Source organism: Mumia sp. ZJ1417 (genome assembly GCF_014127285.1).
Lineage (GTDB): Bacteria > Actinomycetota > Actinomycetes > Propionibacteriales > Nocardioidaceae > Mumia.
Window position 1 is genome coordinate 2600053 of the sequence record NZ_CP059901.1, and the last position, 19835, is coordinate 2619887.

Consider the following 19835-nt stretch of genomic DNA (forward strand, 5'->3'; position numbering starts at 1 on the left):
CTAGATCTCCGCGCCGGCGAACTGCGCCTGGTAGAGCCGCGCGTAGGCACCGTCGGCCGCGATCAGCTCGTCGTGGGTGCCTTGCTCGACGATCCGCCCTTGCTCCATGACGACGATGCGGCTCGCGTCGCGGATCGTCGACAGACGGTGCGCGATGACGAAGCTCGTACGCCCGGAGCGCAGCTGCTCCATGGCCTGCTGCACCAGCGCCTCGGTGCGGGTGTCGACCGAGCTCGTGGCCTCGTCCAGCACGAGGATCGACGGGTCCGCGAGGAACGCGCGCGCGATCGTGAGCAGCTGGCGCTGCCCGGCGCTGAGGTTGCCGCCATCGTCGTCGATCACGGTGTCGTAGCCGTCGGGCAGCGTACGGACGAAGTGGTCGACGTACGCCGCCTGCGCCGCCGCCACGATCCTCTCCTCCGACGCGCCGTCGGCTCCGTACGCGATGTTCTCGCGGATCGTGCCATGGAACACCCACGCGTCCTGCAGCACGACGCCGAAGTTGTCGCGCAGCACGTCGCGGTCCATCGCCCGGACGTCGACGCCGTCGAGGGTGATGCGCCCGCCGTCGACGTCGTAGAAGCGCAGCGCGAGGTTCGTCAGCGTCGTCTTGCCCGCACCCGTCGGACCGACGATCGCCACGGTCTGCCCAGGCTCGGCGACGAGGTCCAGGTGCTCGATCAGCGGCGTCTCGGGGTCGTACGAGAACGACACGTCCTCGAACGCGACCCGCCCGCGGACGATCGTGGGAGCGAGGGCGTCCGGCGGGTCGGGGACCTCCTCGGCCTCGTCGAGCAGGTCGAAGACCCGCTCCGCGGAGGCGACCCCGGACTGGAGGAGGTTGATCATCGACGCGACCTGGGTCAGCGGCTGGGTGAACTGGCGGGAGTACTGGATGAAGGCCTGCACGTCACCGACGCTGATCGAGCCCGATCCGACCCGTACGGCACCGATGACGGCGACCGCCACGTAGTTGATGTTCGAGACGAACATCATCACCGGCTGGATGATCCCGGAGACGAACTGCGCCCGGAAGCCCGCGTCGTACACCCGCTCGTTGGCGGCCGCGAACTCCGCACGTGCCTGCTCCTGGCGCCCGAAGACCTTGACGACCTCGTGCCCGGTGAAGTTCTCTTCGATGTGGCCGTTGAGCTGGCCGGTCGCCGCCCACTGGGCGACGAACTGCGGTTGCGAGCGCTTCGCGACCGCTCCTGTCACGACGACCGCGATCGGGATCGTCACCAGCGCGATCAAGGTGAGCAGCGGTGAGATCGTCACCATCATCACCAGGACGCCGATCACGGTCAGGAGCGAGACGAGGAGCTGGCTGATCGTCTGCTGGAGCGACTGCGCGATGTTGTCCAGGTCGTTGGTGACCCTCGAGAGGATCTCGCCTCGGGAGCGCGAGTCGAAGTAGGACAGCGGGAGCCGGCCGATCTTGTCCTCGACCTCGCCCCGCATGCCGGCGACGGTCCGCTGGACGAGCCGGGTCGTCATCACGCCCTGGACGTACATGAACAGCGACGAGAGGACATAGATCACGAGCACCGCGACGAGCACCGACCCGAGCGCGTCGAAGTCGATGCCCTGACCGGGCTGCAGGTCCATCGCCTGGACCATGTCGGCGACCCGGTCGTCCCCCTGGGCACGGAGCCCGGCGACGACCTCCTCCTTGGACGCGCCCTCAGGCAGACCGCTGGCGATGTAGCCGTCGAAGACGATGTCGGTGGCGTGTCCGAGGATCCGCGGACCGATCACGCTCAGCGCGACGCCGATGACACCGAGGACGAGGATCGCCGCCGTGCTCACCCGGTCGCGCAGCAGCGTCCGCATCAGCCGCTTCGCGGAGGTGCCGAAGGACTTCGCCCGCTGCGGGGCCTGCATGCCGAGGGCCGGGCCCGGGCCACGCGCGCTCATGCCGCCTCCTGCTCGGTCAGCTGGGACAGGACGATCTCGCGGTACGTCTCGCACGAGTCCATCAGCGCGGAGTGGGTGCCGGTTCCGACGACCCGCCCCTCGTCCAGGACCACGATCCGGTCGGCGTCGCGGATGGTGCTCACGCGCTGCGCGACGACGATCACGGCCGCGTCGGCGGTGACCGTACGGAGCGCGCGTCTCAGCGCCGCGTCCGTCGCGAAGTCGAGGGCCGAGAACGAGTCGTCGAAGAGATAGACGAGCGGGCGGCTCACGATCGCTCGCGCGATGGCCAGACGCTGGCGTTGTCCGCCGGACACGTTGGTGCCTCCCTGGGCGATCGGTGCGTCGAGCCCCTCCGGCATCGCCTCGACGAAGTCGCGGGCCTGCGCGATCTCGAGGGCCTCCCAGAGCTGCTCGTCGGTGGCGTGAGGGTCACCCATGCGAAGGTTGGTCGCGACGGTGCCGGTGAAGAGGAACGCCTTCTGCGGGATCAGGCCCATCGCGCCCCACACCTGCGGGAGGCTGCGGTCACGGACGTCGACCCCGTCGAGGAGCACCTGACCCCCCGTGGCATCGAAGAGCCGGGGTATGAGGTTGAGCAGCGTCGTCTTGCCGCTGCCCGTCGACCCGATGATCGCCGTCGTCTCCCCCGGCTGAGCCGTCAGGTCGACCTCGCAGAGCACCGGCTCCTCGGCCTCGGGATAGCTGAAGCTCACACCGACGAGGTCAACGCGTCCCCGGCTCACAGGTGCGGTGTCGGCCCCGGGCGCGCTGAGCACGCTCGGCTCGGTGTCCAGCACCTCGTGGATACGGTCGGCCGAGACCTCCGCGCGCGGCAGCATCACGAACATGAAGGTCGCCATCATCACCGACATCAGGATCTGGATGAGGTAGGTCAGGTACGCCGTCAACGTGCCGACCTCGAGCGTGCCGTCGGCCACCCGGTGCCCGCCGAACCACAGGACGGCCACGCTGGAGGCGTTCATGACGAGCATGACGGTCGGGAACATCAGCGACATCCACTGCCCGGCCTTGATCGCGACGTCGCGGTACTCGTGGTTGGCGGCCTCGAAGCGGTTGCGCTCGTACTGGCCCTTCACGAACGCCCGGATCACCTGGATGCCCATGATCTGCTCGCGCAGCACTCGGTTGATGACGTCGATCTTGTCCTGCATCTGGCGGAAGTACGGGCGCATCCGGGAGATGATGAAGCCGACGGACAGGACCAGCACCGGGATCACGACGGCGATCAGCCACGACAGCCCGACGTCCTGGCGCAGGGCCATCACGATGCCTCCGACACACATGATCGGCGCCGCCACCAGCAGCACGAACACCATGAAGGCGATCATCTGGATCTGCTGGACGTCGTTGGTGCTGCGCGTGATCAGCGTCGGCGCGCCGAACCGCGCGACCTCCTGCGAGGCGAACGTCTCGACCTTGGTGAAGACCGCCGCGCGCAGGTCGCGCCCGAAGGCCATCGCCGTACGGGCGCCGTAGTAGACGGCGATGATCGTGCACACCATCTGCACGACCGTGACCAGCAGCATCACGCCGCCGATCCGGAGGATGTAGCCGGTGTCACCGTTGACGATGCCCTCGTCGATGATGTCGGCGTTGAGTCCGGGGAGGTAGAGGTTGGCGAGCGTCGCGACGAGCTGGAAGACCATCACCAGCGCGATCGGGAGGCGGTACGGACGCAGATAGGTCCGTGCGAGGGTCCACAGCACGCGATGACGTTACCCCCGGCGTGGTTGCCCTTCACACCGAATTGATGGACTGTCCGCTCCCGGCGAACACGGGGCCGCTGCGGCGGTGTCAGATCACCAGGTGCATGAGCAGCACGAAGATCAGCCCGGAGACCGACAGCACCGTCTCCATCAACGACCACGACTTGATGGTCTGGCCGACCGACATGCCGAAGTACTCCTTGATGAGCCAGAATCCCGCGTCGTTGACGTGGGAGAAGAACACCGATCCCGCTCCGATCGCGAGCACCAGCAGTGACACCTCACCCTGCGGCATCCCCTCGGCCAGGGGCACCATGATCCCCGCCGCGGTGATCGTCGCGACCGTCGCGGATCCGGTTGCCAGGCGGATCAGGACCGCGACGAGCCACGCCACCAGGACCACCGAGACGCCGGAGTCGGTCACGAAGTCGGCGATGACCTCGCCGATGCCGGTGTCGATCAGCACCTGCTTGAACCCGCCGCCCGCACCGACGATGAGGATGATCCCGGCGATCGGCGGGAGCGACGTGCCGATGCTCGTGCTGAGGTCCTCCCGGTCCATGCCCGACCCGACCCCGAGGGTGAAGATCGCGACGATCACCGCGATCAGCAGCGCGATGAGCGGCTCACCGACGAAGTCCATGAAGGCGTACGGCACCCCCTCCTCGTCGAGCACGAGGTCGGCCACGGCCTTGGCCATCATGAGGACGACGGGCAGGAGCACTGTCGCGAGCGTGATCCCGAACGACGGCCGCCGTCCCTCGGTGTCGCGTGTCGCCTCGAACGCCGCCGAGTCGGCGTGGACGTCCACCCACTGCGAGGCGAACCGGGTGAAAAGCGGGCCCGCGACGATGATCGTCGGGATCGCGACGAGGATTCCGAGTCCGAGGGTGATGCCGACGTCGGCGTTCAGGACGTCGATCGCCGCGAGCGGCCCCGGGTGCGGAGGGACGAAGCCGTGCATCGCCGAGAGGCCGGCGAGGGTGGGTAGGCCGACCGCGATCAGGGAGAGCCCGGAGCGCTTCGCCACCAGGTAGATCACCGGCATCAGCAGCACGAGGCCGATCTCGAAGAACATGGGGAGACCGATGAGCGCGCCGATCGCCGCCATCGCCCACGGGAGCATCCGGGTGCTGGAGCGCCCGACGATGGTGTCGACGATCTGGTCGGCTCCTCCGGAGTCGGCGAGGAGCTTGCCAAACATCGCACCGAGCGCGATGAGCACGCCGACACCGGCCACCGTCGCGCCGACACCGGCGGTGAAGCTCTCGAGCGTGTCCTTCATCGGCATGGTGGCGACGGCGCCGACGGTGAGGGAGCCAAGCGTCAGGGCGAGGAACGGGTGGACCTTCAGCCAGACGATGAGGACGACGATGAGCGCGATGCCGATCAGCGCCGCCGTCACGAGCTGGGCGGTTCCGGCGGCAGGCGTGATCGCCTCCTGCGTACCGAGGAGCCCGAAGAGCCCGCCCGGGCCGCTCATCGCGACCCCTCCTGCTCGTCCACGAGCTCGGTCCGCGCGAGGAACTCGTCGACGATCTCGGCAGGGGTGGGTGTGATGTCGAGGAGCTCGCCGTTCTCGTCCGGCTCGAGCTGCTCGAGGGTGTCTTCCTGGGACTGCAGCAGCGACACCGGCATGAAGTGGTCACGGTGCTCCATGCGCTGCCGGATGAGGTCGTGGTCACCGGCGAGATGGAGGAAGACGATCCGCGGCGCGGCGGCGACGAGTACGTCACGATAGACGCGCCGCAGCGCCGAGCAGCTCACCACTCCCCCGGACTCGTCGTGGGCTGCGAGCCACTCGCCGATCGCCGCCAGCCACGGCCAGCGGTCTTCGTCGGTCAGGGGCTTCCCCGCGGACATCTTCGCGATGTTCGCCTCGGAGTGGAAGGCGTCCCCGTCCTCGTACGGAACGTCGAACCGTTCGGCCAGCTCGTGCCCGATCTCCGACTTGCCGACACCGGAGATCCCCATCACCACCGCGAGCGGCGGCAAGGTCGTTCGACTCATCGGCCCACCTCCTGCGGCGAGCCTGGCACGGCCTGGGCGCACGCGCTGCCCGAACGTGCGGGTGTCGGAAGGTCAGCGCGCCAGAGCGATGACGCTCCGCGCGCGGCGTACGACGGCTTCGTCGACCATCCGCCCGTCCGGCCCGACGACGACGCCGCGGCCCTCGGCGACGGCCTGGTCGAAGAGCGCGACGAGCGCGCGCGCCTGGCCGAGCGACTCCTCGGACGGGGTGAAGACGTCGTTGGCCACGCCGACCTGCGCAGGGTGGATGCAGGCACGCCCGACGTAGCCGCGGCGAGCGAGAGCGCGCGTCGTCTCGGCGAATCGCTCGAGGTCGCGGAAGTCGGTGGAGACCGGCGCGACCGGCGCACTGATGCCTGCGGCAGCGCTGACGAGGACGACCTGGCTGCGGATGGCCGCCCAGTCAGCGTCGTCGGTCCCTTCGCCGAATCCCAGGTCGGCGGCGAGATCAGCCTCTCCGACCTGCAGGCGTACGACCCGAGGAGCCGCGGCGATGGTGCGTGCCTCCAGGACCGCCGACGCCGACTCCAGCAGCGGGACGACACCGATCGATCCCGCATCGAGCCCTTCGCGAGCCTCCGCCTTGCCGAGCACGTCGTCGATCGCGTCCAGATCGGAGCGCGCCTCGGTCTTGGCGACCATGACGCCGCGCAGTCCAGCGGCGACGACCGCGGAGACATCGTCGAGCCCGACCGGTCCGGGGTTGACACGGACCCACACCTCGACGCCGCCGGCGTCACCGTCCAGGGCCTTCAACCACTCGGCGACCGCCGCTCGTGCCGTGTCCTTGGCCGACCACGGGACCGCATCCTCGAGATCGACGATCACCGCGTCCGCCCCCCTGCCCAGCACCTTCGCGAGCTTGTCGGGGGCGTTGCCGGGGACGTACAGGTACGAACGAGCGATCACGAGCGTGCTCCCAATCTGGAACGGCGTTTCACTGAACGCTAGCGGGACCCTCGCGACTCCGTCAACGCGAGGAGCACCGCCCTCACGTCAGCCCGTCCAGCCGAATCGGCGCGAGAGCGTCGTCGTCGTCTCGAGGAGCGCCTCGCGGCACTCGTCGAGCGTGCGGGCGAACCGTTCGGCCGGCCCACAGACGCTGACGACGGCGACCGGGAGACCGTCGTAGCCGAGCACGGGAGCGGCGACGGACGCGGCGCCGTCCATACGCTCCCCGGACGACTGCGCCCAACCCTGGGCGCGGACGATGGCGAGATCCTCGCGCAGCGCGTCGGCGTCGACGACAGTGCTCCGGGTCAAGGCGTCGAGCGTCCCGCGTTCGAGGTAGGCGTTGACGTCCTCCTCAGGGAGGAACGCGAGGAAGGCGCGCGAGGAGGCCCCTGCATGCAGCGGGTACGGCTCACCGAGCGTCACCGCCATGATGACCTCCCGGTCGGGCGTCACCTGGTCGACGTAGATACGGGTGTGCTCCCCGAGGAGCACCGACAAGGTCGCGGTCTCGTCGGTGCGTGCCGAGAGCTCTTCGAGGTGCGGGCGAGCGGCCGCCCGTACGTCGATCCGGTCGAGGTAGGCGAGCCCCAGCCGCATCACGGCCACGCCCAACGAGTAGCGCCGGGAGTGCTCGTCGAAGGCGACGAGGTCACGGCCGCGCAACGATGCCAGGACACGGTGCACCGCGGCCTTGGAGAGCCCCAGCGCGTCGGCGATCTCGGTGACACCGAGATCGGGGCCGGGAGCCTCTGCGAACAGAAGGAGCACGTCGGCCGCGCGCTCGACGGTGGCGATGGTGGCGCTGCCGCCGTCGGCGGACTCGTCGGCCACCGGTCTGGTCCTCGGGGACACGGATTCTCCTCTACGTCAACGACGCCGGGTGGAGTGCGCATCCGCCCGCGCGGCCACCTCCGACCCAGCCCAACGAGCCCATTGTCTCGGACGAGGAGGATCGCGATCACCCGTGCTGCACCCGAAGGCCCCGAATCTCGGTCAGACGGGACGCGCCGCCGCGTTCAGGAGCAGGTCGGCGACGAGAGCCGGCACGGTGAGCGGGGCGTCGTGGCCGGCGTCGAGCACGTCGTACGGGACGCCACGCGCGTCGAGGCGATCGCGCGTGGTCTGCGACGGATATCCCGACGGCGTGCTGGCACAGAACGCGTACGTCACGGGAACCTTGTGGGTCTCGGCCACCGCGAGGACGTCCAAGGACGGCGCGAAGGGCGTCGGCGTCAGGCGCTGCGCCAGCCACGCGGCGGTGACGGCGTCGAGGTCCCCGGACACCTGCGGGGCCCGCGCGGGGACGAGCGTCTCGCGCGGCGGCAGCGCGACGCCGGGCGGCGGGGGCGTGAGGTCGACGGCACGCTCGCCCGGATCGGGCACACCCGCGTCGAGGTAGACGACATGGCGCAGGCGGTGAGGGATGCGGTCGGCGAGCGCCCTGACGACGACACCGCCCTGGCTGTGACCCACGAGGACGACGTCGTCCATGTCCTCCAGGTCGACGAGCGCGGCAAGCTCGTCGACCCAGTCGTCGAGACCGGTTACGCCCGCCGCGCCCGAGACCCGCTCCCCCGCTCCGGTCAGGCTCGGGGCGTACACGTCGTGTCCGGCGGCGATCAGGTGCGGACGGACCCGCCGCCACGACCAGCCGCCACGGAACGCGCCATGGACGAGCAGGAAGGTGGTCACCGCGGGTCCGGCTCGTCGAGCACGACCTCGAGGTACTCGCGGGGGTAGGACTCGTACGGCCGGAGGTGCTCGTACATCGCCTCGGTGTGCGCGACGTAGTCCGGGTGGCGGGTGCACTCCTCGTACGCCTCGACCGTGTCGAAGAAGCGCAGGTGGGTGAAGTGGGTGGGGTCCTCGACCCCGCGGGCCAGGCGGCGACCCCGGAAGCCGGGGTGGTCGCGGAAGAACCGTCCGAACTCCCCCGAGAGTGAGATGTAGGCCTGGGCGTGCTCCTCGCCGGGCTTGGTCCACGCCTGGCTGACGACGACGATCATGCGCGCTCCCAAGGGGTCTCGACTCGTAGATCATATATCATTATGCTTCCGTCATGACAAGCAGTGCTCAGACCAAGACCATCCCGGAGTTCCTCGCCGAGGCACCCGACGTCGACAGCCGCGAGCTGTGGCAGGCGTTCTGGGACATCCTCACCGCGGCCAAGGACAAGATCACCGCGGAGCTGCCGGTGCAGCCCCACGCCAACAGCGAGGGGCTCGCCGCCTGGAGCACCCCCGACGACTCGTACGAGGGGTCGCTCAACACCTACGCCGGGGACGCCGACAACGGCGCGGAGTGGCTCGTGCACTCGTGGATCGGCAACCGCAAGGCGTCGATCCTCGACATGAACCTCCAGGTGTGGCTCGGCCCCCACATCGACGTCCCGCACCTCATCATCGTGTTCGGGACAATCCCCAACATCTTCCACTTCAGCGACCTCGTGCCCCGCCGCGACCTCGCCACGGACGTCGACTACCTCGGGCGCTACTACGAGCCCGAGAACGCCTCCTGGCTCGCGCTGCGCGGCGACAACCGCTTCACGTGGTCGGTGAGCCACGGGACCTACATGCGGGCGTTCCTCTCCCCCGTCGGCAACTCCTACGTCGCCGACCGCACCGACGACGTGGTCGAGACCCTCCGCGAGGCCGTCGAGCAGCGCGTCGACACCTGGCTCGAGTCGGTCCGCAACGCCCAGCCCGTGCCGGTCGAGGAGCGCGCCGCGCTGCGCGAGCGCGACCACCTGCTGCGGACGTACGGCTACACCCTCGACCCGATGAACGAGCTCTCCAAGAAGTTCCTCGGGGCCGAACGCGTCGACGAGCTCGTCTCCGTACGGGCGGGCCTCGACCAGATCCGTGCGAGCCGGACGGAGGGCGACAAGTGAGGATCCTCGTCATCGGCGCCGGCCTCGTCGGCGCATCAGCGGCCACCACCCTCCGCGAGCGCGGCCATCACGTCACGGTGACCACGACCACGCCCGGACGGGTCGACGACCTGAAGGCGCGCTTCGACGACGTGGCCGTGCTGCGCGGCGCTGACCGCGACGCCGTCCACGCACGCGTAGCCGACGCGGACGCGGTCGTCGTGACTGCGGGCCCCGTCGCCGCGCACTCGATGACGCCCGAGGACCGCGCCAAGAGCTATCACGAGGTCCTCGTCGCGACTGCGGAGAGCGTCACGAGCGCCCCCGGCTCGGCCCACCTCGTCGCACTGTCAGCACTGTCGGTGTATGGCGACGCCAGCAACCACCTCGCCGCGGTCGACGAGGACTCGCCTGTGACCGACTCGGACGATCCCAGCCCGAACCGCTTCCTGGCCATGGAGGACGTCTACCGTACGGCCGCAGGTGAGCGTTCGACGATCTACCGATGCGGTGACGTCTTCGGAGCGGACGATCCGCCGATCGACGAGAAGATCGCGATGGCACACAAGTTCCTCGGCGGGTCGGTGCCGTTCTGCGGCGATGCGCTCCTCTACCGGCTCGCCGTCGAAGACGCCGCCGACGCGATCGTCCACGCGGTCGAGACGCAGATCGTCGGGACGTACAACCTCACGCACCCCGATCTGCCTCCCACCAACGCCGAGCTCTTCGACACGATCAGCGCGGCACAGGACCTCCCGCCGCTGGTCTACCGTGCCGAGATCGCTGCACCGGCCGTCCCGATCTCGGTCGACCGCCTGCGCGACGCCGGATTCGTCGCCTCCCGCTCGTACGTCGCGCACCCGTTGCTCGCGACGCGGTGACAAAGACGAAGGTCCCGACGTTCTCACCCTCTGCTGGCGAGATTGTCGGGACCTTCGTCGTACAGAGCGAGCTCCCTGACGGTGACAGGTACGCAGGGAGCCCGCCGTCCATGGGGGCCGGGCGGCGTTGCCGGTTCAGCCGCTCGTCGGGGTGCTCCGGCGCGAGGGGAACCAGACGATGCCTGCGGCCCCGAGCAGGATCAGCGCGCTGGCGGCGAGGCCGATCACCGGGAGCGAGTTCGTGCCGCCGGTCTTGGGCAGGGTGTCGCCCGACGGCGTGTCGTCCCCGCCACCTCCGCCATCGTCCTCCGGCGGCTCGCTGCTGACGCCGAGCTTGGACAGCGCTCCGTTGCCGGTGCACTCCGCGCCGATCCCCGCAGACGGGAAGTTGAACATGAACGCTTTGGCCGTGACGTCGAGCTCGTCGCCGGACGCCTTGACCGAACCCTTGAGCGTCGGGACCGCGACCTCTGCCTTCGGTGCGGCATTGACCGTGCTGGTCGCCTTGAGGGTTGTCGCCGTACCCCCGACAGACAGGTCAACCGTGAAGTCCATCGAACCGTCGATCGGCACGGGCGCGATGCCGGGCAGCTTGCTCATGGTCGCCTGGAGCGTGACTGGATCGCCCGCAGCCGCGCGGTAGCCGGAGACGGACATCTTGGCGTTGTAGTCGAACTTCGAGCCGAGCGAGAGGGTGCACGCGAACTTCACGGTGCCCTCGGCGGGCTTGCCAGGGTTGCCTGCGGGCGGCGTGGTCTCTGCCGTTGTCGGCGGCGCCGTTGTCGGCGGCGCCGTCGCCGGCGGCGTCGTCGTCGGCGGCGTCGTCGGCGCACTTCCGTCACCGACAGTCAGTGTCGACAGCTTCTGCTCACCGGCACAGGGACCCGCCATCTGCAGGACCGGGAAGTCGAACTTGAACGCCTTCACGGTGACAGCGAGCTCCGCCTTGTCCGACGTCGTCACACCCTCGAGGTCAGGCAACGGGATGGGCGCCCGTGCCGCTGCTGTCACCTTGGCGCCGCCCTTGAGGACGACCTCCTTGCCGTCGACGTCGAGCGTGAGCGTGGTATCCATCTGATAGTTGTTCAGCGGCGCCGGAGACACTCCGGGCAAGTCACTCATGGTCGCGCGAAGCGTCACCGGGCCGCCCACCGAGGCTCGGTAGCCAGCGACCGAGATGTCACTGACGTACTGGAACTCGGGGAACGTCGACAGCTTGCACGTGAACGTCGTCTTGCCGGTCGCCGGCACGCCCTCGGCCGCTGCGGCCGGGCTCGACACCAGGGCGAGCGAACCGACCGTGAGCCCAAGGGCCGCGGCCACGCGCCCGACGATGCCAAGTCGACCCAGGGCCCTCATGCGCTGATCCCGTGACGCCGACGCGGGAGCACGAGCAGCACGCCCAGACCACCCATGAGCAGCACGCCCGCGCCCATCAGAAGCACGGGAAGGCTGTCGGTGCCGCCAGTCTTGGGCAGCGCGTTCGCGTCATCGCTCTCGGGAACGGTCGGAGCGGGGGTGGTCGCGGAGGTGTCGTCCGACGTCTGCGTGTTCTCCGATGCGGCGGCGCCGAACGTCAGCTTGACCGACACGGTGTTGGCGGCAACCACGTCGGCAGGACTAGACGTCGGAAGCGGGGCGGCGGCGACGACGCACGTCTCCTTGGCGCAGTCGATGGATCCGAACTTCTCGGCCAGCGTGATCGTCACGTCCGCGATGGCACCGTTGGCGTCGGCGTTGCGGAAGGTCGCACCACCCTTGAGGTTGCAGTCGGAGGGCCCCTTCTGGACCTCCTTGCACTGTCCGACGGCAATGTTCTTGAGGTTGGGCGCGAAGCCGGACGCCTTGACGGTGACCTTCTGCCCGTCCTTCAGGCCCGAGCTGGAACCCATGTCGAGCGACGGCGCTGCCGTCGCAGCGGGTGCGCCGACGAGCATCACGAGGCCGAGCGCGGCTGCAGCAGCCACCGCCCGGAAGAGAGTCGAGATCCTGGGGGTCATGGCATTCGTTCTCCGAGTCGTGGGATCGGGCGGACGGGTCGTGGGTCGGTGGGTCATGGCGTCCCCGCAGGGAACGGCGCCACGCTGGCAAGCTGAGGGCCTGACCGCGCGATTGCGGCATGGTCGGAGCCGAGATAGGAGCTGACGACGTCCGGATGTGTCCGGACCTCGTCGGGCGTGCCTTCGGCGATGAGCCGGCCGAGGTTCATGGCGACCATCCGGTCGCACAGGCGTGCAAGCAGCGGCAGGTCGTGCTCGATGATGACCATCGCCGTGCCCAGCTCGCGGCGGATGTCGAGCAAGAGGTCACCCAAGGCGTCGCACTCGTTCTGAGCGATGCCCGCCGACGGCTCGTCGAGGAGCAGGACGCGTGGCTCGAGCGCGAGCAGACACGTCAGCTCCACGACCCGCCGCGTGCCGGTGGACAGCTCAGAGATCGTGCGACCAGCGAACGGACCGAGGCCCATCCGGTCGATCAGCTCGTCGGCTCGGCGCGCCTTCATCCGATCGGGAAGCGGCGTCCCGAGCGTCGCGGCGAGCAGGCTGCTCGGTGCGGTCCGCTCCCCCGCCACCATCACGGTCTCTCGAACGGTCATGGTCGGGAACAGCGCGGCGTCCTGGAACGAGCGCACGAGTCCTTCGTTCGCGCGACGCTCGGGTGTCGCCCGCGTCATGTCGTGGCCGCCGAAGTGGACGATACCGGTGTCGGGCTTGGTGAACCCGGCGACGATCTCGAACAACGTGGTCTTGCCGGCACCGTTGGGTCCGATGACCCCCACGATCTCGCCCGGCCTGACGGCCAGGTCGACATGGTCCACCGCGACCACACCACCGAAGTGGCGACTGACGTCGTTGACGACCAGCAGCGGCGCGGCGTCGGGACCCGCCTCCATATCCTCGGTGTCGATCGCGAACAGACCGTCCAACGCCGCCGAGCGTTGCAGCGGCGAGCGTTGCGTGACGTCGGGCTCGGCGCGCGCGACCAGGGGATCGATCCCGGCTCGTCTGGCGAGCCGGTCGTACCAGCGGTCACGCATCCGCATCGCCACTCCGCCGAGTCCGTCGGGCAGCAGGACGACGACCAGCAGCCATCCGATCGCAAGCAGGGCCTGTCCGGGGATCCCGAGCGCCACCATGCCCGGAAGCCCGACGATGATCAGCGCACCGACCATCGGACCTGCGACCAGCCCCAGACCGCCGACGACGGTGAGGGCCACGACGTCGATGCTCGCCGATGCTGGGAACGAGTTGACCGTGAGCGTCGTCTGCCCGTGGCCGATGACGACGCCGCCGAGCCCGGCGAGAGCGCCCGAGACGGCGTACAGCTGGAGCTTGCGCAGCGTCCGCGGGACCGTGAAGGCTCGTGCGGCGTCCTCGTTGTCGCGCAGCGCCTGCAGGGAGCGCCCGAAGCCGCCGCGCCACAGGTTCGCCGAGACGAAGATGCCGATCGCGAGCATGAGCAGTGCAAACAGGTAGTAGTCGCGGGCGAGCTCCATCGAGTAGCCCCACCACGACGGCTTTGCCGGCGACACGCCGTCACCGAGGAAGATGTCGAGCCGCAGCACCCATGCCGTCGTGGCGAGCGCGAACGCGAGCGTCGACACGGCGAGCGCCAGCCCTTTCAGGCGCAGTGCCGGGATGCCGACGAGCGCGGAGACGAGGGCAGCAGCGAGCACGCCGCCGATCGTGCCGAGGACGAAGCTCCCCCAGCTATCGACCAGGTGCACCGACACCGCCGCGGCGATGCCCGCGTACGCGAACTGGCCGAGCGAGAGCTGGCCTGCGACGCCGGTGATGAGTCCGACGCTCAGACCGACGAGCGCAAAACCCGCGACGGTGGTGAGGACGGACGCGGTCTCGTTGCTGACGACATAAGCGAGTGCGACGGCGATCGTCGCGCAGCCTCCGACGAGGAAGTACGGCGCGAGACGAATCCCCCGCACGGTGAGGTACTCCGCGGGCACCGGCGGGGCACCGACACGTCGCCAGCCGCCCCGATCGGTGTCGGCGCGCCCGAGGGTCGGCTGGCGCAGGAGCGCGACGACAATGACGATGCCCAGCACGACGGGGACCAGCCCGCGCGTGTCTGGGTTCGACAGCAGGACCTGCTCAAGGACCCCGATGCCGATGGAAGCCACGAACGCGATGGGGATCGACGTCATGCGCGCGATCACGGCGCCGGCGAGGCCCTTGAGCAGGAGGTCGGGCCCGAGGGTGTCGATCGACTGCCCGGCCGTCGTCGGAGTCACGAGGATTGCGGACAGCGCCGCGATGCCGCCGGCGATCGCCCATGCGTACGACGCCATCCGCGGGGCGCGGATGCCCTCGAGTGCTGCAGTGTCCGCGTCGTCGGCGGCCGCGCGGATGGCCATCCCCTGGCGCATCCGGTGCAGGAACAGCGAGAGACCGACGAGGACCGCGGGTGCCAGCAGCACCATCGCGACGTGGGCGGAGGTCACCGGGAGATTGCCGATCGTGAACGACGGCAGCAGCGGCGGCATCGGGAACGTGAAGCCGCTGACCCCGTCGCTGTTGAGCAGCAGCGCCATGATGAGGATGAACTGCGAGAGGCCGAGCGTCGCGATCATCCCGATGAGACTCGGGCGGCCGGCGAGCCGACGCACCACACCGACCTCGATGCCCGCGCCCAGCAGGGCGGCGACGGCGATGGCGACCGGGAACGCGACGTAGTAGGGGGCGCCCCAGTCGACGACGAGCAGGCCGAGCACGGAGGCGCCGAACGCACCGATCGAGCCGTGCGCGAAGTTGACGAAGCGGCTCGAGCGGTAGACGAGCACGAGGCCGACGGCCAGCAGCCCGTACGTGAGTCCGGTGAAGACACCGATGAGGATCCGGTCGATACCGAGCTCGAAGCCCATCACGCCGAGCGCGAGAGTGGTGTCCGGGGCGTTCACTGGGCCACCGCCACGTGGCCGCCGAGCATGAGCTCGCGCACCCGGTCAGGGTCGGCGCTCAGCTCTGCCGCCGTCTCGGTCGCGACGATCTGACCCTTCTCCATGAAGTACGCGCGGTCGACCAGCGAGAGCGCGACGTTGACCGACTGCTCGACGAGCAGCACGGCCGTGCCGCGCGCGTTGAGGCGCCGGACGAGCTCGAGAAGTCCTCCGACGACGACCGGGGCGAGCCCGAGCGAGAACTCGTCGACGACGAGGATGCGCGGGTCCTGGACGATCGCCTTGGAGAGCGCCAGCATCTGCCGCTCACCACCGGAGAGCGTGGACGCGGGTTGATCCTGGCGGGCCCGCAACCGCGGGAACACTGCGAGCGCAGCGTCGACCGCCTCGTCGGCCCACGCCCTGTCCTCGATCGTGTAGGCGTGCATGCGGAGGTTCTCGGTGACGGTCAACGAGCTGAATGTGGCCTGACCGACGACCTGGCCGAGGCCGCGCGCGATCCGCTCGCGGGTCGGCGCGGTGGTGACGTCGACGCCGCCGATCTGAACGCTGCCCGCATCCGGCTTGAGGAGCCCCGCCAGCACCTTGAGCATCGTGCTCTTGCCGACACCGTTCGGGCCGAGGAGCGCGACCATCTCGCCCTCCTCGACGACCAGGCCAGCGTCGAAGAGCACCTGGACCTGACCGTACGAGCACTGGATCCCCTCGCACGCGAGTGCAGGAGCTCCGGGGCGCGGCGCGTACGAAGTGACGCTACGACGTCGGGAAATCAACGTCGCCCCCTTCGTAGACGAAGCAGTGGCAGTCGTTGTCGAACCGCAGCACCCGGTAGGCACCCGACGCAGCGTGACGTCCGGTTCCGGTGAAGCCCGTAGCCGGGACGAACGCCGAGCCGAGCTTCTCCACCGCGGCGCCCCACGCGGCGGCGTTGAGGTTGTCGGTGAGGTCGGTGGCACCAGCCTGAAGCAGGAGCGCGGCGTCGCAGTACGGGAGGGCGACCCGCGCTGCTTCCCGCGAGGGGAACGTGATCCCGGCCTTCGAGTAGATGTCGATGCACTTCTTCTCGGCATCGGTGCCGGGGAACGGCAGCTGCGCGTCGGCGACCTCCTGTGCGGGGGCGAAGCCGACGCCGACCATGCCCTTGAGGACCTCGGGCGGCACGGTGTCAGGGTTGTTGACGAAGAACGTCGGGTTGTCGAAGGTGGAGATCGCGTAGCGGGCCTTGAAGTTCTGCGCACTGGCGACGGTGGCGAAGATCGACGCGAGCCGGGCGCCCCCGAGGAACATCACCCGGTCGATCCCTGCGCTGCGGAAGGTCACCGCGCCCTGGTCGTTGCCTTGGAACAGGCTGCCCTGGTCAGTGGTGTCGACCCACGCGACTTCGGGCCTGACACCGGCCTCCTCGATCATCGGGAGGGCGATCTCTTCCATCGTGGCGCGGTTGATCGGGTTGTCCGCTGCCACGACGCCGACCTTCTTGCGCCCCTTGAAGAAGCCCTGATCCTTGAGGGTCGTGATGTATGCGCGGACGAACCCGTCGTACGAGGGATAGCTCGGCGACCACAGGTACGGCGAGAGCTCCTTGTAGGTGGCGTCGTCGGTGGCGACGAGCGTGGCGTCGAGCACCAAGGTCTTGCGCTGGGCGTAGCAGGGACGCGCGTTGCTCTGGAACTGGCCGGTAAGCACGACAGCGAAGGCCTGGTCGTCCTGCGTGATCTTGTTGCAGAGCTGCTCCTCGGCGGCCGGCGAGTCGGCCTGCGCGTCGTACATCCGGAAGACCGCGTCGAGCTGACGCCCGCCCACTCCCCCGTTGTCGTTGACCCACTTCTCGAGGGCCTCGACCTGCTTCTTGGGATCGCCTGCGTTGGCCGTCTTGAAGCCCGTGAGCTCCTGGACTCCGGCGAGATCGACCCCGACGAAGACGACCTTGACAGCGTCACCGGTGACACCGGGCCCGACTCCCTCGGCGGACGCCGACGTGCCGCCGTCGCCGACCACCGCGCCCGGCATCACGCTGCCACAGCCGACGAGGGCGAGCGCGAAGCAGGCAAGCGCCGCGCTCGCGCGGATCACCAACGATCGATCCGCGCTGCCTGCTGTGTCCTTCTGATGCCGCATTCGCCCTCCAGTCCGCTCACGATTGGCGGCTAGAATATACGATATTAGTTCGCCTGGGAAGATTGTTTGCCGTCTCGTCGGGTCAGCCAGGCGTCCACCGCGTCCACGTCGACGACGGCATCGGCCGAGACGGGGCCCGAGGAGTCCGAAACGCCCTCCGGCGCTTCCGTCGTGGGGTGGCGGCGACGCAGCCATGCATCGAGCGCGAGCAGGTCGACCACGGCCGCTCCCGCCCCGTTCGTGCCCGCACCCACGTCCTGGACGAGGCTCCCCTCGGCCAGAGCGGGATCGCGCAACAGCGCCTGCAGGTCCTGACTCTCGAGGCGCCCGTCGAGCTGCTTGATGAGGCGCGACTTCCCGACGGCCTTCGGGCTCACGAGGAAGCCGCCGAGCGCGTCGACATAGACGACGTCGGGGAGCCCGTACGGTCGGCTCGTCAGCGCCGCCGCCGTCTCCGCAGGCACCCGGCCGGCACGGCGCCGTCGCACGTCCCTCGCCTGTACGAGCACGCCCAGGCCGAGGAGAACGGCCGCGAAGACGGTCAGCGCCACGAGACCCCACGGGTACGCCCCCCAGGTCGTCTCGAAGGTCGTCCCAAGGTCGCCCTCGCCGATCGAGCCCACGACGTGGTAGGTGCCGAACGCCGCGAACGGGAGCTCCACGTTCATCTCGATGCGGCCGCTCTGGAGCGGCTCGATCGTCAGGTCGCGGCCCACACCGATCGACGGCTCGGTCAGCTCCGACTGGCCCACGCCGATCTTGATCGGAGGGTTCACCGCCGGGGCGGTGCCCCGGTTCTCGATCGTCACGACGAGCTTGCGGGCCGGGGCGGCGCCGAAGAAGCCCCAGAAGCCACCGCTCCCCTCGAGCCGGATGTCCTTCACGTGCAGGTTCGGCAGCGGGAGCACGGGCGTCGGCGGTGTGCCGACGGGGTGCCCGTCGATCACGATCGGCATGTCGACGGCGAGCGCCGGACCGGTGTACGAGGCGAGGCGCACGACGCACGGGCACGGCCGCGGCGGGTTGCCGACGACCATGTCGATGTCGACGTCGCCATCCACGTTCGCCACGCCGAGCACGGCGGTGGTCTGGTCGCACGCGGCCGACCCGCCGATCGCCAGGTCGCCGCACACGACGGCCTGGACCTGCGTCATCGCCGGCCAGCCGGAGCCCTTGACCTTCACCCGCTCGGCATACGCGGCGGTGCCCGGTGTGACCGTCGCCGTGAGGCCGGTGGCGGGCTCGTCCTCGGCGAGGGCGGGGGTCCATGCACCACCCGACACCCCGAGCATCACGAGGAGGGAGAAGAGGACCGCCAGATTGCGCGCCGCCCTCACCGGCCGGTCGCGATCGTCAGCTTCGGTGCGGTCGCGACGGCCTCGAAGGCGCGCCGTCGTTCGGCACGTCGCCTCAGCCACCACCACGTCGAACCTGCGATGAGCAGGAGCAGGATCAGGACGAGCGGCCACGGGACGATCCACACCGTCGTCGACGCCACGTCTCGCACGCCCTCCGGCGTCGCGAGCGTGACGTCGACGGACACACGGTCGGCCCACCCGACACCGGACACGTCCGCGCGCAGCTTTGCCGTCTGTCCCGGGAGCAGGTCGACGACCGCGGTGGTCTCGACCTCGTCGAGCTCACGACCTGCGACGCCGGAGAGCCTGATCACGCTCTCCGGAGACAACCGAAGGTTGCCGGTGTTCTCGACCGTGTACGACACACTGCCCTTTCCAGATCCTGACCAGGGGAAGAACCCACGGTCGTGCTCGAGACGTACGTCGCTGACCTTCAGCGCGGGGGTCGTCGGACCGCTCACGCGCAGATAGAGCCGGGCCGCGACCGCACGCTTAATGCCCACGTCGATGCCGCCGGACTCGGTCGTCCCCTCGACGGCACCGTTGAGCGCGACGATCCCGCCCACGTGGTCGCCCGGCGTCGCGTTCTCGGGGATCTGGACCGTGATGGGCACATCGACCTGCGTACGGCGGGCGACCTTCACCTGTTGGACAGGGAGCTTGGTCCAGGCACCGACGTCGACCTGCGGACGCTCAAGGGTCCGAAGCGCGAAGAAGCCGCCCTGCTCGGTGTTGTAGCCGTCGGCTCCGTAGAGCGTGAAGGTGAGCGGGCGGTTGGTGTAGTTGCGGATGCGCACCTTGTCGGTGAGCGTCGTGCCGGGAGCGCCCTCGAGCACGAAGTAGCTCCGAGGCGTCGGTGACGACTCGGAGCCGGGCGTGGGAGTGACCGACCAAGCACCGTTGTCAGCGGCGTGCGCGGACGACGGCAGAAGGGCCATCGCCACGGCAAGCACGACGAAGGCGATCAGGGCGCGCACGTGGCGCATCACTCGAGTCATCGGTCGGCAACTCCTGGCCGGTGGGACGTGGTGGTCCGGGTGGGCGCCGCTGAAGCGGTGCCCA

At 69.4% G+C, this 19835-nt stretch carries 17 protein-coding genes; 2 read left to right on the plus strand and 15 right to left on the minus strand.

The window, feature by feature from the left end; all coding sequences use genetic code 11:
- The 8 genes from H4N58_RS12695 to H4N58_RS12730 form a co-directional block, all read right to left on the minus strand.
- Positions 1-1917 (minus strand): ABC transporter ATP-binding protein, encoded by a 1917-nt coding sequence (locus H4N58_RS12695; protein ID WP_167003593.1) that lies wholly within the window; start codon positions 1915-1917, stop codon positions 1-3.
- The gene (locus H4N58_RS12700) at positions 1914-3647 is read right to left on the minus strand and encodes an ABC transporter ATP-binding protein (RefSeq protein WP_167003595.1); all 1734 of its coding nucleotides are present in this window, start codon (positions 3645-3647) and stop codon (positions 1914-1916) included. The genes H4N58_RS12695 and H4N58_RS12700 overlap by 4 nt, the downstream gene beginning before the upstream one ends.
- 88 nt (positions 3648-3735) lie before the next feature.
- A complete protein-coding gene (locus H4N58_RS12705) occupies positions 3736-5130 on the minus strand; it encodes a gluconate:H+ symporter (protein WP_167003597.1) in 1395 nt (464 codons plus the stop codon).
- Complete coding sequence (locus H4N58_RS12710) at positions 5127-5657, minus strand: gluconokinase (protein ID WP_167250417.1); 531 nt, start codon at positions 5655-5657, stop codon at positions 5127-5129. Before H4N58_RS12710 ends, H4N58_RS12705 begins: the two co-directional genes overlap by 4 nt.
- 72 nt (positions 5658-5729) lie before the next feature.
- Positions 5730-6587, minus strand: coding sequence for a CoA ester lyase (locus H4N58_RS12715; RefSeq protein ID WP_167003601.1), 858 nt, complete (start codon positions 6585-6587; stop codon positions 5730-5732).
- An 87-nt stretch (positions 6588-6674) separates the two neighbouring features.
- Positions 6675-7463, minus strand: coding sequence for an IclR family transcriptional regulator (locus H4N58_RS12720; protein WP_243845086.1), 789 nt, complete (start codon positions 7461-7463; stop codon positions 6675-6677).
- A 162-nt stretch (positions 7464-7625) separates the two neighbouring features.
- Positions 7626-8324 (minus strand): alpha/beta fold hydrolase, encoded by a 699-nt coding sequence (locus H4N58_RS12725; protein WP_167250413.1) that lies wholly within the window; start codon positions 8322-8324, stop codon positions 7626-7628.
- Positions 8321-8638: an antibiotic biosynthesis monooxygenase gene (locus H4N58_RS12730; RefSeq protein WP_167250411.1), complete on the minus strand. Its 318-nt coding sequence runs from the start codon at positions 8636-8638 to the stop codon at positions 8321-8323. Before H4N58_RS12730 ends, H4N58_RS12725 begins: the two co-directional genes overlap by 4 nt.
- A gap of 53 nt (positions 8639-8691) precedes the next feature.
- On the opposite strand from H4N58_RS12730, the gene H4N58_RS12735 reads away from it, so the two are divergent.
- Together H4N58_RS12735 and H4N58_RS12740 are read left to right on the plus strand one after the other, a co-directional pair.
- Positions 8692-9522: a hypothetical protein gene (locus H4N58_RS12735; protein ID WP_167003609.1), complete on the plus strand. Its 831-nt coding sequence runs from the start codon at positions 8692-8694 to the stop codon at positions 9520-9522.
- The gene (locus H4N58_RS12740; RefSeq protein WP_167003610.1) at positions 9519-10382 is read left to right on the plus strand and encodes an NAD(P)-dependent oxidoreductase; all 864 of its coding nucleotides are present in this window, start codon (positions 9519-9521) and stop codon (positions 10380-10382) included. Before H4N58_RS12735 ends, H4N58_RS12740 begins: the two co-directional genes overlap by 4 nt.
- Positions 10383-10517: 135 nt before the next feature.
- Here H4N58_RS12740 and H4N58_RS12745 read toward each other — a convergent pair whose 3' ends face one another.
- From H4N58_RS12745 to H4N58_RS12775, 7 genes are all read right to left on the minus strand, one after another.
- The gene (locus H4N58_RS12745) at positions 10518-11705 is read right to left on the minus strand and encodes an LPXTG cell wall anchor domain-containing protein (protein WP_167003612.1); all 1188 of its coding nucleotides are present in this window, start codon (positions 11703-11705) and stop codon (positions 10518-10520) included.
- Positions 11706-11737: 32 nt separating this feature from the next.
- Positions 11738-12382 (minus strand): neocarzinostatin apoprotein domain-containing protein, encoded by a 645-nt coding sequence (locus tag H4N58_RS12750; RefSeq protein ID WP_167003614.1) that lies wholly within the window; start codon positions 12380-12382, stop codon positions 11738-11740.
- A 53-nt stretch (positions 12383-12435) separates the two neighbouring features.
- Positions 12436-15297 carry a branched-chain amino acid ABC transporter permease/ATP-binding protein gene (locus tag H4N58_RS12755; protein ID WP_167003616.1) on the minus strand — a complete coding sequence of 954 codons (2862 nt, stop codon included), beginning with the start codon at positions 15295-15297 and terminating at the stop codon, positions 12436-12438.
- Complete coding sequence (locus tag H4N58_RS12760) at positions 15294-15971, minus strand: ABC transporter ATP-binding protein (protein ID WP_167250409.1); 678 nt, start codon at positions 15969-15971, stop codon at positions 15294-15296. Before H4N58_RS12760 ends, H4N58_RS12755 begins: the two co-directional genes overlap by 4 nt.
- 79 nt (positions 15972-16050) lie before the next feature.
- Positions 16051-17370: an ABC transporter substrate-binding protein gene (locus tag H4N58_RS12765; protein ID WP_167250407.1), complete on the minus strand. Its 1320-nt coding sequence runs from the start codon at positions 17368-17370 to the stop codon at positions 16051-16053.
- An 89-nt stretch (positions 17371-17459) separates the two neighbouring features.
- The gene (locus H4N58_RS12770) at positions 17460-18752 is read right to left on the minus strand and encodes a hypothetical protein (RefSeq protein ID WP_167250405.1); all 1293 of its coding nucleotides are present in this window, start codon (positions 18750-18752) and stop codon (positions 17460-17462) included.
- Entirely contained in the window at positions 18749-19771 is a 1023-nt protein-coding gene (locus tag H4N58_RS12775; RefSeq protein ID WP_167250403.1) for a WxL protein peptidoglycan domain-containing protein, read from the minus strand. The genes H4N58_RS12770 and H4N58_RS12775 overlap by 4 nt, the downstream gene beginning before the upstream one ends.
- Positions 19772-19835 lie beyond the last annotated feature (64 nt).